Genomic DNA, 15,127 nt, shown 5'->3' on the forward strand with positions numbered 1-15,127 from the left:
CCGGCACACGGTTCACGCCTACGACACCTTCCCCGGTGACGGCGACGTCGTACTGGAGTACATCCAGTGGGCACACCCCTTCCTGGGTGCCCCGACCACGAAGAACGCCCGAACTCCGGCGACCTGCGCGGGCGTCCATCGACCCGCCCGGCGGCCCGATGCGCCATATGCAAATGGACAACTCGCGAGCGAACTCCCTTTTTTCTAGGAGTATGTGACAGGACGTCAGCAACGTCTTTGCATCACTTCGGGAACCAGCGAGGTCGACATGCTGCCCGGCGAGTACGACGCGATCCGCTGACAGGACTCCGAGGGCGGCACGGAACTCGGTTCCGTGGAGGTACGCCACCGACCTTACGGGCTAGGAGGGTGCTGAAGATCTTGGCCGGATCAGCGAGCGGCGTCTGGTGCGTGCAACTGCAAGGCGCCGAAGCGGCCTCATAGCGGAGCTATCAGGCCGTTTTGGCAACGCCGCAGATGTGCAAGCAACTGGCTCCCCACCGAGGAGCGGACGCTCGAAGAAGGCGACCGGCGGTTCGTCAAGGCGGCGGTCACGGAAACCGGTCGACGGTCGCTCGACCGCGGCTGGGATGGCGCTGTCGGGATCGGGGCGGTTGCGCTTCACCCACAGCACCTCGCCCTCATGCGACGGATCACCACTGCACACCTGTCACGCACAGTGATCCGGCGGAGCCGTTCGCGACGGGCCGGTTCGCTGCCGAATGGCGGACGGCAGCCCGCCCCCTGCCACGGGGCAGTCGAGGCCGCGCGGTCTCCTCAGGGCTCGGTGTGCTCGGTGACCGCGCGGACCTGCGGGGTTCCGAACACCTGGTGTCCGCCGCTGGCCACCATCCGTACCTCACCGAGTTCGCTGATCTCCGCGCGGACGATTCCCGTCTCGTCCTCGTAGATGGGGTAGCCGCCGGCCCCCTCTTTTGCGGTGCGCCGAACGATCACGGTGTCGTCCTCGACGGCGGACGCCTGAAATACCAGCTCATAACATTCCGGGTAATCCATGGGTGGCTCCGGACCAGAATCGGCGGCTGCGAGTGCCCTGGCTGCGTCTTCCATTGTCGCCCAGAGCTAGGCGACGTGCCTCAGGACGGTTCCGTCGCGGTCGAGGAGTCGGCCTGCCGCTGAGCCCTGGAGTGCCTTGCCGCCGGTGATGGATGCCGGCGAAGGGGCGGTTTCACAGGCCGCCGGCACGGCGGCCGCCGGCGGCGCGTGGGCCCACACCGCACCCGTCACCATGACGGTCGGCCGGGCGCACGGTCCAGGACACCTGGGCAGCCGTCCCGTACCTGTCCGGTTCTACCGACGCTCGAGCGAGCCCCGCACGAATGCGGCCTGGCCGACATGCTGCAGGTCGTCTGCGATGACGCTGATCAGCCGGACACCCAAGGTGACCGGCGGCGACCAGGCCTCATCCACGACGCGTTCCAGGGACCTGGCGTTCAGCCCACGGACGAAGTCGACGCTCCGCTCGTGGACCGCGTCGTGGTAGCCGAGCAGCAGTTCGGGCGAACCCACCTGCACCGACGCGACCTGTTCACTGCTGTGCCCGTACCCGGTGGCTCCCTTCTCGAAAGGCAGGTCGAATCGGGCAGCCCAGTCCTGGCAGAACCAGACCTGCTCCACATCGAACGCGTCCGAGACATGGTCGTCCTGAATCCGGGTGAGGTGCCACACCAGCCATGCGATCGAGTTTGCGCCCTCGTCGAGCCGCACGTGCAGGTCGTCGGCGGAAAGACCCTCGACCGCCGAGTGCACCGATTCCTGGACTCGTGTGAACGCATCCGCCAAAAGGTCCGCGCTTTTCATGCGACCACCATCGCCGCTCCCGCACCCGGACCCTGCCATCGACACGCGTCGATGAGCACCGCCGGTCCGTCGCCGGTCGTCCCGTCAGTGCCGTCCGCACCGGCGCCGCCGACGCCGGGTCGTGCCCCCGCCTCCCCAGCGTGAAGCCGCGCCCAGGAAGCCGATCCCCATCCCCAGCATCCAGGAGTCCTTGGCCAGCGGGATGCCGTTCTGCGTAGGTCGCAGACTGCCGGGCTCCCGCATTCCGGGGATCCGGAGGTACAGGCCGACCAGCCCGCCGGAGAACCCGGTCAGGGCAAGCCCGGCCACTGGGGTCGGAACGAAGGGAGCAAGCAGTGTTCCGCCGACCGCGATCTCCGACCAGGCGAGCAGCCGGGTGAAGCGCTGTGCGTCCAACTTCTTCAGGAACGGGTATGCCAAGCAGGCCGTGCCGTGCACGCCCGCGGCCGTCTCCTCGTCCGCTTTCAGTTTGCTCAACCCTGAGTTCAGGATGAACGCGCCAGTGGCAAGGCGCGGGGCCACATCGCGTGTTTCAACTTTCATGATCATGGGAGTCTCCGTCGATCAGCTACTCGGCCCCTCGTCGACCTTAGCCAGAAGGCGGCAAAGGCGCCTCGCGGAGAGGTCCCGCCTCTCGGTGCTGGATCACGCGTGCCGCCTCTGCCCTGGCGCCCATCGGTCTCGCTTCGGCCGTGTGCCGCGCGTTCCGCCGTTCGCAGGAAAGCGGAACCCCCCGGGGGAACGGCGTGTCCGCCGAGGCGAGTCGTTCGAGTGCGGGGCCTCCGCCGACCAGTGGGTGCGTCAGTCAGGCCGTCGCGTGAGCCGGAGGCGCCTGCGCACCGGGACTGACCGGCGAGCCGGCCCGCCCGTGCGCAGGCGCGATCGACGCGTGCGGTCAGCCCGCGTTCTTGACGAACTCGGTGGTGTAAGTCTTGTCGAGGTCGACCTTGGCGTTCTTCAGGTTCGGATTGAAGGACTTCAGCACGCGCTCGACGGTGGCGGGGCCGTCCGCGGGCATGACACCGTCCGTGGTGAACATGGGCAGCGTGCTCTTGATGGCCTGCGCGTAGAGAGCCGTGCCGCCGCCCTGCGCGTAGTCGGCGGGCATCTTGGCCGCGATTTCGTCGGCGCTGTGCGTAGACATCCACTTCAGCGTCTTGACGAAGGCGTTGGCCAGCTTCTGGACGGTTTCCTTGTGGCTGTTCACCCACTCGGTCTGCATGTAGAGGCTGGAGGAGGGGTAGAGACCGCCGAGCGCCTGCTTGGAGCCTTCCGGGGTCCGCATGTCGATGAGAATCTTGCCGAGCTTCTTGTCCAGGATGGTGGCGACGGTCGGGTCGGTGGTCATACCGCCCTGGATGGAGCCTTGCTGGAGGGCGGAGATGAAGGTCTGCCCCGCTCCCACCGCGACGGGTGTGAACTGACTTGTCTCAACACCGCTGCTGACGGCGAGGTACTTCGTCAGGAAGTCGGTCGAGGAGCCGATGCCCGTCACTCCGAGCTTCTTGCCCTTGAAGTCCTTCGCCGACGTGATGTCGCCCGCCGCCTGGTTGGACACGATCTCGACTTCGCCGGGAGCCTGTGAGAACTGGACGACCGACTCGACCTGCTTGCCCTTCACCTGAAGGTCGAGGGTGTGGTCGTAGAAGCCGACGGTGCCCTGCACATCACCGGAGACCAGGGCCGTCTCGGCCTGGACACCCGCGGGCTCGGTCAGAAGCTGGACCGAAACCCCTTCGTCCTTGAAGTAGCCCAGGCGCTCGGTGAGCATCGCGGGCAGGTAGATGACCTTGTCGAGACCTCCCACCATGATCTTGACCTTGACGTTCTTGTCGCCGGAGGCGGAAGTGGAGTCCCCGCCACATGCGGTCAGAGTGGTCAGGGCGAGTGCGCCTGCGACGGCGGCGGCCGAGATCCGGGTGTATCTACGCATCGGTTTCACGTCCTTGTGAAGAAGTAAACGGGATGGCGGGCGGTGTCAGCGTGTGGTGCCGGCGTCAGCGGGTTTCCAGCGGAAGAGCCGCTTCTCGAGGAAGGTCAACAACCCTTCGGCCAGCAGCGCGACGATCGCCAGGATGACCATGGCGGCGTACACACCGGCGGCGTTGAAGGTGCCCTGGGAAGCGGCGACCAGCAGCCCGAGCCCCTTGGTGGCACCGATGTACTCGCCGACGATGGCGCCGATGAGCGCGAAGCCGAAGCTCACGTGCAGGCTGGTGAAGATCCAGGACGTGGCCGAGGGGATGACCACCTGGAAGGTGACCTGGCGGTTGCTGGCCCCCAGGATGCGGGAATTGGCGACGAGGTTGCGGTCCACCTCCCTGGCGCCCTGGAAGGCGTTGAAGAAGACGGGGAAGAACACGAGGACGACCGCGGAGGCCACCTTCGAGGCGGGGCCGAGGCCGAACCAGATCAGAAAGATCGGGGCGAGCACGATGCGCGGCAGGGCGTTGAGCACCTTGATGTACGGGCCCAGGACATCGGCGGCGAAGCGGATCCGGCCCAGCGCGATACCGAGCAGCACACCGGCGAACACACCGATGACCCAGCCGAGCAGCGCTTCGTAGAGCGTGTACCAGATCTGCTCCCACAAGGAGCCCTGGGCGGTGCCGTCGACGACCCAGGTGCGGATCTGGTCCCAGATCTTCGACGGCATGGAGAAGTTGAACGGGTCGATGACCGCGGTCCGGGCGAGCCACTCCCACAACCCGATGACCGCGAAGAGCAGTGCGATCCGGCTGCCGAGCACCAGGAACCTGCGGTTGCGGCTGGCCCGCGCTCTGGCCTGGGTCCGCTCGGTCTTGGTCACGGCTGCGCTCGCGGTGATGGAATCAGGCGACATGGAGAGCACCCCTCTCGCGGGTGATGCGAACCTCTTCGCCGAGCGAGGACCAGATCTCCCGGTAGATCTCGAGGAACCGGGGCTCCAGACGCACCTGTTCGACCTTGCGCGGGCGGGGCAGGTCGATCTCGAAGACCTCCTTGACGGTGGCCGGTCCCGCGGTCATGACCACGACTTTGTCGGCCAGCGCTATGGACTCCTCCAGGTCATGGGTGACGAAGACGACGGAGGCGCCGGTCCCGGCCCACAACTCCAGCAGTTCGTCCGACATCAGGGCCCGGGTCTGCACATCAAGTGCGGAGAAGGGCTCGTCCATGAGCAGGATCTCGGGATCGTTGACGAAGGTGGCCGCGAGCGCGACACGCTTGCGCTGTCCCCCGGACAGCTGGTGGGGATAGCGGTCCTCGAAGGAGGACAGGCCGACCCGGGCGAGCCACTCCCGGGCGCGTTCCTTCGCTTCGGGCTTCGGCACGCCCCGGAAGCGGGGACCTGCCATCACGTTGGAGAGCACGGTGCGCCAGGGGAAGACCGCATCCTGCTGGAAGACGAAGCCGACCTTGTCGCCGATGCCGCGCACCGGTTCACCGGCCACCAGCACCTCGCCCTCGGTGGGCTCCTCCAGGCCGCTGACCAGGGTCAGTGTGGTCGATTTGCCGCAGCCGGTGGGTCCCACCACGGCAACGAACTCACCGCGCCCGATCGTGAGGTCCAGATCTCGTACGGCGGTGTGGAGCGCCCCCGACGGAGTCCGGAACGCTTTGCTCGCCCCCCGCAGCTCGATGGCGGGGCTCGTTTTGCTGTTCATGGGGCGGGACGCTAGGCGCGTCCAGGGCACGGCGGCACCCTTGCGCTCACAACTCCGGCTTCTGCCCATAACCCGCGGTTCTGCTCGTTCTGCTCACGCTCACAGAACGAAAGCGCTACGAGGGCTAGTCAGAGGCGGCAGCGACGTTTACGTTGCGTTCACACAAGGCAAAACGGAGCTTCGGGTTCCGAACTGGCGGAAGGGCAGAGGGCGAACGCATGCGGATTCACTGGCCCCGCCGTGTCTTCGCGCAGGTCCTGCTCACACAGGTGGCCATCACGACCGGGGTGGTCATGCTCGTCACCGGGCTCTCCCTTGCCCCGCTCAGCCACCAGCTGGACGACCAGGCGATGCGTCAGGCCCTGTCCATCGCCCAGACCACTGCCGCCGAACCCGGGCTGGTGCACCACCTGACGAGCACCGACCCCAGCCCCAGCGGTCCGGTACAGGCCGAGGCAGAGCGGATCCGGCGGGCCACCGGTGCGCTCTACATCGTGGTCATGGACACCCGCGGGGTCCGCTGGTCGCACACCGACACCCGACAGATCGGCAAGCACGTCTCCACCGATCCCAGCACGGCCCTGGCCGGCCGGGAAATCATGCAGATCGACAACGGAACCCTGGGCCGCTCCGCGCGCGCGAAGGTCCCCCTCCGCGACAGGCACGGGACCATCGTCGGTGCCGTCTCGGTGGGCATGGCCTACGACAGCGTCCGCGAGCGGCTGCTCGGAACCATTCCCGGGCTTCTGCTCTACGCGGGGGCTGCGCTCGCCGCAGGTGTGCTTGCTGCCCTGGCCGTCTCGCGACGCCTGCAGCGCAGCACGCACGGGCTGGCCTTCGCCGACATCTCGGCGCTGCTGGACGAGCGCGAGGCCATGCTGCACAGCATCCGCGAGGCCGTTCTCGCTCTCGATGCCCGGGGGCGGATCCGTCTGCTGAACGACGAGGCGCAGCGTCTGCTGGAGCTGACCCAGGACGCCGTCGGACGTGCGCTGGGCGAGGTGCTGCCCCCAGGCCGTGCGGCGGAGGTGCTGGCCGGGCAGGTCGACGGCGCGGACCTGCTCACCGTCTGCAGGGGACGCGTGCTGATCGCCAACCGCATGCCGACCGGTGACGGCGGGGCTGTGGTCACCCTGCGTGACCGCACCGAACTGGAGTTGCTCGGCCGCGAGCTGGACTCCACGCACGGCCTTCTCGACGCGCTCCGCGCCCAGGACCACGAGCATGCCAACCGGCTCCACACCCTGCTCGGGCTGCTGGAACTCGGGAGACACGACGCGGCGATGGAGTTCGTCGCGGAGGTGGCCCATGGTCAGCGTGCGTCGGCGGAGCAGGTCGCGGAACGCGTCAATGACCCCCTGCTGTCCGCCCTGCTGGTAGGCAAGTCGGCCATCGCGGCAGAGCGCGGCGCATCGTTGCGCATCTCCCCCGGCACCCTGCTCCCCGACGTGGTGGTGGACCCGCGTGATCTGGTGACCGTCCTGGGCAACCTGATCGACAACGCACTGGACGTCGCTTCCGTCATCGAAGTCGAGCTCTTCGCGGAGGGCACCACAGCGGTCCTGCGGGTCAGCGACAACGGCCCTGGCGTAGCGCCCGATCTGCGCGAAGAGATTTTCACCGAGGGCTGGTCCACCAAGGAGTCCCCCGCGCATCGGGGCCGTGGGCTCGGCCTGGCACTGGTACGCCGTCTCGCGGAGCGTTACGGCGGCGCGGCCCGCGTCAGTGCCCGGGCCGGCGGTGGCGCGGTCTTCACCGTCGTCCTGCCCGAGACACTCGCCGTCCGGCAGCTGACCGAAGTGGGAGAGTTTCAATGATCGACGTCCTCGTGGTGGACGACGACTTCCGTGTGGCCGAGATCAACTCGGCGTACGTGGCCAAGGTGCCCGGTTTCCGCGTCGTCTCTCGCGCGCACACCGCCGCCCAGGCACTGTCCGTGCTGGAGCGCGAACATGTCGACCTCATACTGCTCGATCACTATCTTCCGGACGAGACGGGACTGACGCTCGTACGGCGACTTCGCCAGCGCGGCCACACGGCAGACGTGATCATGGTGACGGCCGCTCGGGATGTCACGACTGTGCAGACCGCCATGCGCTACGGCGCCCTGCAGTACCTGGTCAAGCCCTTCAGCTTCGGCGGTCTGAAGTCCAAGCTGGAGAGCTACGCCGCCCTGCGCCGCACTCTCGCAGGCGTGGGCAGCGGCCGGGGCGAGGCCGGGCAGGAGCAGGTCGACCAGATCTTCGGGGCGCTTCGCACTCCGCAGGCCGCTGCCGCAGCCGGCCTGCCCAAGGGGCACTCCGCGCCCACCGCCGACGTCATCCGCCACGTTCTGTCGGCAGCCGACGAACCGCTGTCGGCACACGAGGTCGCTGTCCGCGCCGGATTGAGCCGTTCCACGGCCCAGCGATACCTCAAGTATCTGGAGAGTGCGGGTCGCATCAGACTCAGTCTCAAGTACGGCGACACCGGCCGGCCGGAACACCGCTACGCGTGGGCCAGAGCGAGCTGAGGACCATGCGGCGCTGAGGCATACGGTGCCATCAGCGTCGCTCGGGTCGGTGGCGGTGCCGACGGAGATCAGGCCGGACGGACCGACGGCCGCCGGCGGTCAGCGGAGGCGGTATCGGAACCCAGCGCCCCTCCCGGCAAGCTTTGCCCCGATGCGCCGCCCGGCACGCCCGCTCGCCGGGTTGACCACAAGCCCTGGTAGCTCCTTCCCCAAGCTCGCAGCTCCGTTCGAGCAGGGGAGACCCCGCCCCAGGTCGTCCGGCCGCCTTGCGATCGCACGCACCAAACGACGCTCCGCACGGGACACACACTGCCGGTCACGGCACTGGTGATCGAGCCCACCGGTCACACGGGCAGGCGCGGCACGCTGTCGACCAGGCGACGTGTGTACGGGTGCGCGGGAGCGCCCAGCACCTGTCCGGTGTCGCCCTGTTCAACAATGCGGCCGCTCTCCAGCACGGCGGTGCGTTCGCACAGCGAGGCCACTACCGACAGGTCGTGGGAGACCATGACGAGAGTCAGGCCCTGCTCCTGCTTCAACTCGTTCAGCAGGTCGACGACCTTGACCCGGGTCGTGACGTCGAGTGCGCTGACGGGTTCGTCGGCGAGCAGCACCCGTGGGTCGCACACGGTCGCGCGGGCGATCGCGATGCGCTGGCGCTGGCCGCCGGAGAACTCGTGCGGATAGCGCTCGGCGGCGTCGGCCGGAAGTCCGACCCGTTCCAGGGCTGCGGCCACTTTGGGCGCGGCCGTGCTCCGGCTGTCGATACCGAGGGAACGCAGTGGTTCGGACACGATGCTGCCGACGCGCCGACGCGGGTCCAGCGACGAGTACGGATCCTGGAAGACACACTGCACACTGCGCCGGAAACGCCGCATCTGCTCACGGTCGCGCAGTTTCAGATCGTCGCCGTCGAACCGGACGGTGCCGGAGGTCGCCCGGGCGAGCCCGAGCAGCAGCCGCAGCAGAGTCGTCTTGCCCGCTCCCGATTCACCGACGAGGGCAAGGCTGTGCCCGGTCTCGACGGTGAAGGAGATGTCCTCGACGACGGGCGCGGTGTGTCCCCGGTAGGCGAACGAGGCTCCGTTCAGTTCCAGTACGGGCGTCATCACGCGTTCCTCAGGTCAAGAGCCGATTCCAGCTGCCGCGCGCTCGCCACAAGCGCCTTGGTGTACTCCTCACGCGGCTCCCGCACGATGGTGCGGACGTCGCCCTCCTCCACGGCGCGGCCGTCCTTCATCACCACGACGCGATCGGTGACCTTGGAGACGACTGCGAGGTCGTGGCTGACGAAGAGAACGGCCATGCCCCGCTCCCGTACGAGGGTGTCGAGCAGGTCGAGCATGTCGGACTGCACGGTGACGTCGAGCGCGGTCGTCGGCTCGTCCGCGATGAGCAGCTTCGGGTCGCATGCCAGTGCCATGGCGAGCGCGACGCGCTGCCGCTGCCCGCCGGAGATTTCGTGCGGGAAGGCGCGGGCGATGCGGTCCGGCGCGGGCAGCCGCACCTGCTCCAGCGCGTCGACGACAGCCCGCTTCAGCTCGGCGCCCCTCAGCCCTCGCCTTCTGCCCAGCGGTTCGGCGATCTGCCTGCCGACACGCATCAGCGGATCGAGTGCGGTGAGCGGCTCCTGGAAGACGATGGCGGCGTCCCTGCCGCGTACGCCCGTGAGCTGCTTCTCGTTCGCGCCCACGATCTGGGTGCCGGCGAGTTCGACACTGCCGGTGGCCGTCATGCCGTCGGGCAGCAGGCCGAGAACGGCGAGGGTGGTCAGCGACTTCCCGGAGCCCGACTCTCCGATGAGGCCGAGTCGTTCGCCGGGTGCGATGGTCAGCGAGAGGCCGTCGACGAGCGTGCGCCCGTCTGCCGTACGGATCCCGAGGTCGCGCACGTCGAGGATGTTCATGCGCGCCTCCGTCGGGCCGCCGGGTCGAGGGTGTCGCGCAGTCCGTCGGCGATAAGGTTCACGCCGATGACGAGCAGGACGAGCAGGATGCCGGGGGCGAGCGCGCCGGCCGGGGCCGTGGTGAAGGTGGCCTGCGCCTCCTGAAGCATGCGGCCCCACGAGGCGTTGGGCGGCGGTGCCCCCAGACCCAGGTAGGACAAGCCGGCCTCGGCCAGCACCGCGAGCCCGAACTGGAGGGCCAGGTTCACCACGAGCGTCGGCCAGATGTTGGGCAGCACATGCCCGGCCACGATCCGCGGCCACGAGGTGCCGGACGTGCGCGCGGCCGTGATGTAGTCCTGCGCCAGCACTCGCTTGACCAGGATCCGCACGAGCCGTCCCACGACCGCGCTCTGCGCGAGACCGATCGCCAGCACGGCCGACCCCAGTGTGGCCGAGTGGGCGGCGACGATGAGCATCGCCAGCAGCAACGTCGGGAAGGCGATCAGGATGTCGAGGAACGCGGAGAGCGTGTCGTCCAGCCAGCCCTGGGCGAACGCCGCCAGCATCCCCAGCGTGACGCCGACCGCGGCCGCGATGAGGACCGAGCCCAGGCCCGCCTCGAAGGCGACCCGGGAGCCGGTCATCAGCTGGGTGAACAGATCGCGGCCGAGCTTGTCGGTCCCCAGCAGATGTCCCGCACCGGGGCCCGTGAGCCGTCCGCCGGACGTGTCGTCGGCGGCGTACGGGACCCAGAAGGCCGAGACCAGCGCAAGCAGAGCGATCAGGCCGGCCAGTACGCATCCGACGCTCAAGGTGTACGAGCGCTTCGTCGACCGCTTCATCGGGTACCTCCCGAAAGCCTGCCCCGCAGCCGCGGGTCGATGATCCGCTGCACGAAGTCGGCCGCGAAGCCGATGATCAGCACCGCGAGCGTGGAGACGAACAGCACGCCCTGGATCACCGGATAGTCGTGCTGTGCGATGCCGGTCGCGAGCAGGGAGCCGAGGCCGGGAAGCGCGTACACCGACTCCACGACGACCGCGCCCAGCAGTGTGGACGCCAGCTCGATACCGAGGATCGAAATCACCGGTACCGAGGCGTTGCGCAGCCCGTGCCGCCACATGGCCTGCCCGAACGACGAGCCCAGCGCTCGCGCGGTACGCAGATAGTCGCTGTCCAGTACGTCGAGCGTGGCCGACCTGACGTACCGGATCAGTGAGGCGCTCATCACGAGTGCGATGGTGATGACGGGCAGGGCGAGTGAACGGATCGCCTCGGCCGGCTGCGACCAGCCGTCCTGCGGGAAGCCTCCTGCGGGAAGCCAGCCGGCGTTCAGGGCGAACACGGCGATGAGAATCATCCCGAGCCAGAACACGGGCACGGCGATGCCCAGTTGGGAGACTCCGTTGAGCAGCGCTCCGTACCAGGTCCCGCGCCGGTGCGCAGCCACGAAGCCGACCGGGACGGCGATGAGGACTGCCAGGACGAACGCGGCGAGGGTGAGCGGGATGGTGACGTTCAGCCGCGAGCCGACCTCGGGCGCGACCGGCAGCGAGCTGACGAACGACGTACCGAGGTCACCGGTCGCCAACTGCCCGATCCAGTGGACGAACTGTTCGGGAAGCGGCTTGTCGGAGCCGATGGAGTGCCGCGCCGCCGCTATCTGTTCGGGGCTGGCGCCCACCGAGGTGAGCGCGTTGGCGGGGTCGCCCGGCAGCATCCGCAGCAGCACGAACAGGACCACGCTCGCAAGCGCCAGCGACACCAGCAGGAAGGCGAGACGGCGCAGGAGATACCGCGCCATCAGCCCTTCTCGATGTCGTAGGCGAAGAACTGCGAGTTGAGACCGTTGACCGGGTACCCCGAGAGCTTGCTGTTCGCCACGACGATCTGCGGGTACAGGTACAGCCAGTCGCTGGCCGCGTCCTCGGCGGTCTGGCGGTTGACCTTCTTCAGCAGCTCGGTCTGCTCAGCCGTGCCGGAGGCCTGCTCGGCCTGTTCGACCCACTTCGTGACCTGCTTGTTGTCGTAGCCCCAGTAGAAGTCGGGGTTGCCGTACCAGACCAGGTCGCGGTCGTTGACGTGTTCCTGGAGGGTGGCCGTGAAGTCGTGGTTCTTGTAGACCTTCGTGTACCACTCGTCCGGCGTGATCGTGTTGATCTTGACAGTGATGCCGACCTTGGCGAGCTGCGACTTGATGAAGGTCGCCGCGGTCGGGTGCGGGTCGTAGTTCGGGGTGTCGAGGGTGAAGGTGAAGCCGTTCTGGTATCCGGCCTCGGCGAGCAGCTTCTTGGCGCGCGCGGTGTCGTAGCCGTTGACCTTGGTGAGGTCCTCGTACCAGGGGTCGGTGGGCGGCACCATCGAGCCGATGAGCTTGCCGTAGCCGCCCCAGACCGACTCCAGGAGCTTCTTGTCGTCGATGGCGGCGGAGACGGCCTGGCGGACCTTGACGTCCGTGAACGGCTTGGCCTTGTCGTTGAAGGCGAGGAGCAGCTTGGTCGTCGAATTGCCGTCGCTGACCTTGTAGTTCTGATTGTTCTTGAACTGGTCGAGGGCGTCGGGCGACTGCTCGCTCGTGACGACGTCCACGGCGTTGGTCAGGAGCGCGTTGTTCAGAGCGGTCGCGTCCTTGTAGTAGTGGAAGACGACCTGCTTGTTCTTGGCAGCTTCGCCCCAGTAGCCGGCGAACCGGTCGAGGCTGAGAGCGGAGCCGTGGGTCCACTTGTCCAGACGGTACGGGCCGGTGCCGTCCTCGCTCGTCTTGAGGCCCTCCGCCGCGGAGTTGATGATCCACACGTAGGAGAGGTTGTAGACGAAGGAGATCGACTTCTTCGACAGGTGGACCTTCACCGTGCGCGCGTCCGGCGTCTCGAAGGACTTGATGACCTCGAGATTGCTCTTGCGCGCGGACTGCGAGTCCTTGGCGATCACCTTCTCCAGGCTGTACTTGACGTCCTGGCTGGTGAGCTTCTTTCCGCTGTGGAATTTCACGCCGTCGCGGAGGGTGAAGGTGTACGTGAGTCCGTCGTCGCTGACCTTGTAGTCCTGGGCAAGCAGGTTCTCGACCTTGCCGTCGTCGGTGAGCTTGAACAAACCTTCGTACACATTGCCGTTGAGCGCCTCGGTGACGCCCTGACCGCCGCCCGCGGTGTTGTCGAGATTCTGCGGCTCGTAGAGCGAACCGATGTTGACCGTGGCGTTCTTGTCGTGCGCCCCTCCGGCGGCGCCGCCCCCGTTGGAGCCCCCGCCGCAGGCGGTGAGGGTCAGGGCGAGGGCAGCGGCGGTGGCGCCGCCGTACAGGGAGGTCTTCTTGATGCTCATCAGGAGTACGCGCTTTCGTGCTGCGAGGCGGGAGTGCGAGGGAGATCAGTGCTGCGCGAGGAAGCCGTCGCGGAAGACGGGGCGCTTCTCGCCGGCCTCGACGGGCAGGTGGAAACGGTTCTGCCGCGGCGGCATCGGACAGTTGTACTGGTCGGAGAATCCGCAGGGCGGGACGAAGGCGCGGTTGAAGTCGAGAAGGACACGGCCTTCGCCGACGTGGGTGATGAAGAGGAAGCGCCCGGCGCCGTAGGTGGTGTCGCCGTTGGTGGGGTCACCGAAGACGAGCAGCAGGGTGCCGTCGTCGTCGAAGGCGCTCAGCGTGTAGTCCCGGCCGTCCAGGGTGAGCACGATGTCTCCGGGCACGGCGAGGTCACGGGTGCCGCCGTTGTCCCGGATGTGCTCGAACCCGACCCGCCGGGCACCGGGCACCGGGGTGTACGAGGCCTCCAGCACCCAGGCCGGGTCGTACGGGAAGACATCGGTGTGATCGAAGTTCTGGATCGCGGGCGACTGCGCGTCCCAGAAGCGCAGACCGTGCTCCGGTTCACCGGTGACGAAGTCGGTGCGCTCGACCGTGGTCACCGTCACCGTCTCCGACTGTCCGGCACGGGCCGCATCGAGGTCGGGGCGCTCACCGGCAGGGGCCCAGCGGGTCTCGACGAGAGCGAGGTTCCCCGCGGGCGAAGTGACCGAGCGGCGCCGCTCGGCGCGCCATGCCTCCCAGTCCGCGGCGGGGTCGATCGGCTGATCCGGGACGGCGGCGTGGGACACGGCTTTACTCATTCACGTAGACGATCACTGGCTGCCACACGTCGAATGTCACACTGCGTGAAGTTCAGCCCAAAGGACCTTCTTTATCTTCCATAAGGCGAGCTAATGTCAAGTCTGACTGCATAGTGAGACCGGGGCGGGAGTCGCAGGTCGGCCCGGCCATCGACAGGCGGGCATTGCATCCGACCCGCTGCCGATGTCGCAGTCGGCCCCCGGCCGACCGAATCGACAGCGCGCGCACACCGAGGGTGACCGGAGCCCCGCCCTCGCCGACGCCGAACAGGCCGGCCGCCCTCCGTCGCCCCCTCGCCCGTGCGGCCGGGGCCCGCCATCCCCTGCGGCGCGGCCGGGTGCGACGTCACCTCCGCCCGGCGCCCCCGCCGACGTGGATCACACATACACCTGACTTACCATCAAGAAGCTTGCTGCGGAACTCCTTGGAGGCAGGAGCGGTGCTCGGCGCGTGCGGCTCTCGTGTGGGCCGGAAACGCAGGCACAAGGGTATGAGCACAACGAGAGGCGGTCCCCGCCAGGGAGACACGCCTTTCGAGGGCGTCAGGTATGCCGTCACCATCGGTTCGCAGCCGGGCGCACGTCTTGCACCGCGCGAATCGCCGGCCGGGCCGGTGGACGCATGGCAGCGTTGCTCGGCATGCGGCGTGCGGCCTGCCGGAGCACGCTGGTGCTGAGGCTGCCTGTCCCCTCGACCGGCAGCCTGCCAGGAAAGGGGTGGCAGCCATGTTCGCGAGGCTGAGCACCTATCAGGGTTCACCGATTCCCGCGGAGGGAAACCTGACCGCGAACTGGGAAGCGATTCTCGAGCAGATCCGAAAGGATTCCGGCTTCCGAGGCGTGTACTACCTCGTCGACCGAGCCTCCGGGAAGGCCACGTCCCTGACGCTGTGGGATGACCTGCAGGCCATGCAGGCCAGCGAGGGCCGGGCCACCCGGCTCCGCGAGGAAGTCGCCCACAGGGAAGGCCAGCGGATTGTCTCGGTCGAGCGCTTCGAGGTGGGGTTCGGCCACGTGGAGCCATAGCGTTCAGCGGCCCGGATGTCGACCGCGCCGCACAGTCGCCGGGCCGACACTCACGGGCGACGGCCCATGAAGGGCTGCACGAGCGCCCGGATCCGTGCCCTGTCGCGGCCGATTCGGGATCCACTCCTT

Annotated in this window: 15 protein-coding genes; 3 read left to right on the top strand and 12 right to left on the bottom strand. The window is 67.9% G+C overall.

The genetic code is table 11. The annotated features are described in order from the left end of the window. Positions 1-777 precede the first annotated feature (777 nt). The 6 genes from ACIBB8_RS23450 to ACIBB8_RS23475 form a co-directional block, all read right to left on the bottom strand. A complete protein-coding gene (locus tag ACIBB8_RS23450; RefSeq protein WP_398955070.1) occupies positions 778-1,017 on the bottom strand; it encodes a DUF6296 family protein in 240 nt (79 codons plus the stop codon). Positions 1,018-1,311: 294 nt separating this feature from the next. Continuing rightward, a complete protein-coding gene (locus ACIBB8_RS23455) occupies positions 1,312-1,821 on the bottom strand; it encodes a DUF664 domain-containing protein (RefSeq protein ID WP_398955072.1) in 510 nt (169 codons plus the stop codon). A gap of 84 nt (positions 1,822-1,905) precedes the next feature. Beyond that, positions 1,906-2,370, bottom strand: a complete 465-nt coding sequence (locus ACIBB8_RS23460) for a hypothetical protein (RefSeq protein ID WP_398955074.1) — start codon at positions 2,368-2,370, stop codon at positions 1,906-1,908. Between the two features lie 346 nt (positions 2,371-2,716). Beyond that, positions 2,717-3,754, bottom strand: a complete 1,038-nt coding sequence (locus tag ACIBB8_RS23465; RefSeq protein ID WP_398955076.1) for an ABC transporter substrate-binding protein — start codon at positions 3,752-3,754, stop codon at positions 2,717-2,719. Between the two features lie 45 nt (positions 3,755-3,799). Beyond that, positions 3,800-4,663 (bottom strand): ABC transporter permease, encoded by an 864-nt coding sequence (locus ACIBB8_RS23470; RefSeq protein WP_398955078.1) that lies wholly within the window; start codon positions 4,661-4,663, stop codon positions 3,800-3,802. Then, complete coding sequence (locus ACIBB8_RS23475) at positions 4,653-5,468, bottom strand: ABC transporter ATP-binding protein (protein WP_366134830.1); 816 nt, start codon at positions 5,466-5,468, stop codon at positions 4,653-4,655. The genes ACIBB8_RS23470 and ACIBB8_RS23475 overlap by 11 nt, the downstream gene beginning before the upstream one ends. A 218-nt stretch (positions 5,469-5,686) precedes the next feature. Between ACIBB8_RS23475 and ACIBB8_RS23480 the strand changes: the two genes are divergently transcribed. Both ACIBB8_RS23480 and ACIBB8_RS23485 read left to right on the top strand, forming a co-directional pair. Then, positions 5,687-7,285, top strand: a complete 1,599-nt coding sequence (locus tag ACIBB8_RS23480) for an ATP-binding protein (RefSeq protein ID WP_398955081.1) — start codon at positions 5,687-5,689, stop codon at positions 7,283-7,285. Next, positions 7,282-7,980, top strand: coding sequence for a response regulator (locus tag ACIBB8_RS23485; RefSeq protein ID WP_366691960.1), 699 nt, complete (start codon positions 7,282-7,284; stop codon positions 7,978-7,980). The genes ACIBB8_RS23480 and ACIBB8_RS23485 overlap by 4 nt, the downstream gene beginning before the upstream one ends. A gap of 344 nt (positions 7,981-8,324) precedes the next feature. On the opposite strand, the gene ACIBB8_RS23490 is transcribed toward ACIBB8_RS23485, so the two are convergent. Genes ACIBB8_RS23490 through ACIBB8_RS23515 form a run of 6 tightly spaced genes read right to left on the bottom strand, consistent with a single transcriptional unit; the run spans position 8,325 to position 13,972 of the window. Then, positions 8,325-9,089 carry an ABC transporter ATP-binding protein gene (locus ACIBB8_RS23490; RefSeq protein ID WP_398955083.1) on the bottom strand — a complete coding sequence of 255 codons (765 nt, stop codon included), beginning with the start codon at positions 9,087-9,089 and terminating at the stop codon, positions 8,325-8,327. Beyond that, a complete protein-coding gene (locus ACIBB8_RS23495) occupies positions 9,089-9,886 on the bottom strand; it encodes an ATP-binding cassette domain-containing protein (RefSeq protein WP_398955085.1) in 798 nt (265 codons plus the stop codon). Before ACIBB8_RS23495 ends, ACIBB8_RS23490 begins: the two co-directional genes overlap by 1 nt. After that, on the bottom strand, positions 9,883-10,710 hold the full coding sequence (locus tag ACIBB8_RS23500) for an ABC transporter permease (protein ID WP_398955088.1): 828 nt from the start codon (positions 10,708-10,710) through the stop codon (positions 9,883-9,885). The genes ACIBB8_RS23495 and ACIBB8_RS23500 overlap by 4 nt, the downstream gene beginning before the upstream one ends. Further along, positions 10,707-11,672, bottom strand: coding sequence for an ABC transporter permease (locus ACIBB8_RS23505; protein WP_398955090.1), 966 nt, complete (start codon positions 11,670-11,672; stop codon positions 10,707-10,709). Before ACIBB8_RS23505 ends, ACIBB8_RS23500 begins: the two co-directional genes overlap by 4 nt. Then, complete coding sequence (locus ACIBB8_RS23510; RefSeq protein WP_398955092.1) at positions 11,672-13,189, bottom strand: ABC transporter substrate-binding protein; 1,518 nt, start codon at positions 13,187-13,189, stop codon at positions 11,672-11,674. Before ACIBB8_RS23510 ends, ACIBB8_RS23505 begins: the two co-directional genes overlap by 1 nt. Positions 13,190-13,234: 45 nt before the next feature. After that, positions 13,235-13,972 (bottom strand): DUF1684 domain-containing protein, encoded by a 738-nt coding sequence (locus tag ACIBB8_RS23515; protein ID WP_398955094.1) that lies wholly within the window; start codon positions 13,970-13,972, stop codon positions 13,235-13,237. A gap of 726 nt (positions 13,973-14,698) precedes the next feature. On the opposite strand from ACIBB8_RS23515, the gene ACIBB8_RS23520 reads away from it, so the two are divergent. Beyond that, positions 14,699-14,998: a hypothetical protein gene (locus ACIBB8_RS23520; protein ID WP_398955230.1), complete on the top strand. Its 300-nt coding sequence runs from the start codon at positions 14,699-14,701 to the stop codon at positions 14,996-14,998. Positions 14,999-15,127: the final 129 nt, after the last annotated feature.

Source organism: Streptomyces sp. NPDC051286, assembly GCF_044455345.1.
In the GTDB taxonomy this organism is placed as follows: domain Bacteria; phylum Actinomycetota; class Actinomycetes; order Streptomycetales; family Streptomycetaceae; genus Streptomyces.

Bases quoted from the DNA above. Each gene is read 5' to 3' on its own strand.
- ACIBB8_RS23450 (WP_398955070.1), bottom strand. From the start codon at position 1,017: ATGGATTACCCGGAATGTTATGAGCTGGTATTTCAGGCGTCCGCCGTC.
- ACIBB8_RS23455 (WP_398955072.1), bottom strand. From the start codon at position 1,821: ATGAAAAGCGCGGACCTTTTGGCGGATGCGTTCACACGAGTCCAGGAA.
- ACIBB8_RS23460 (WP_398955074.1), bottom strand. From the start codon at position 2,370: ATGATCATGAAAGTTGAAACACGCGATGTGGCCCCGCGCCTTGCCACT.
- ACIBB8_RS23465 (WP_398955076.1), bottom strand. From the start codon at position 3,754: ATGCGTAGATACACCCGGATCTCGGCCGCCGCCGTCGCAGGCGCACTC.
- ACIBB8_RS23470 (WP_398955078.1), bottom strand. From the start codon at position 4,663: ATGTCGCCTGATTCCATCACCGCGAGCGCAGCCGTGACCAAGACCGAG.
- ACIBB8_RS23475 (WP_366134830.1), bottom strand. From the start codon at position 5,468: ATGAACAGCAAAACGAGCCCCGCCATCGAGCTGCGGGGGGCGAGCAAA.
- ACIBB8_RS23480 (WP_398955081.1), top strand. From the start codon at position 5,687: ATGCGGATTCACTGGCCCCGCCGTGTCTTCGCGCAGGTCCTGCTCACA.
- ACIBB8_RS23485 (WP_366691960.1), top strand. From the start codon at position 7,282: ATGATCGACGTCCTCGTGGTGGACGACGACTTCCGTGTGGCCGAGATC.
- ACIBB8_RS23490 (WP_398955083.1), bottom strand. From the start codon at position 9,089: ATGACGCCCGTACTGGAACTGAACGGAGCCTCGTTCGCCTACCGGGGA.
- ACIBB8_RS23495 (WP_398955085.1), bottom strand. From the start codon at position 9,886: ATGAACATCCTCGACGTGCGCGACCTCGGGATCCGTACGGCAGACGGG.
- ACIBB8_RS23500 (WP_398955088.1), bottom strand. From the start codon at position 10,710: ATGAAGCGGTCGACGAAGCGCTCGTACACCTTGAGCGTCGGATGCGTA.
- ACIBB8_RS23505 (WP_398955090.1), bottom strand. From the start codon at position 11,672: ATGGCGCGGTATCTCCTGCGCCGTCTCGCCTTCCTGCTGGTGTCGCTG.
- ACIBB8_RS23510 (WP_398955092.1), bottom strand. From the start codon at position 13,189: ATGAGCATCAAGAAGACCTCCCTGTACGGCGGCGCCACCGCCGCTGCC.
- ACIBB8_RS23515 (WP_398955094.1), bottom strand. From the start codon at position 13,972: ATGAGTAAAGCCGTGTCCCACGCCGCCGTCCCGGATCAGCCGATCGAC.
- ACIBB8_RS23520 (WP_398955230.1), top strand. From the start codon at position 14,699: ATGTTCGCGAGGCTGAGCACCTATCAGGGTTCACCGATTCCCGCGGAG.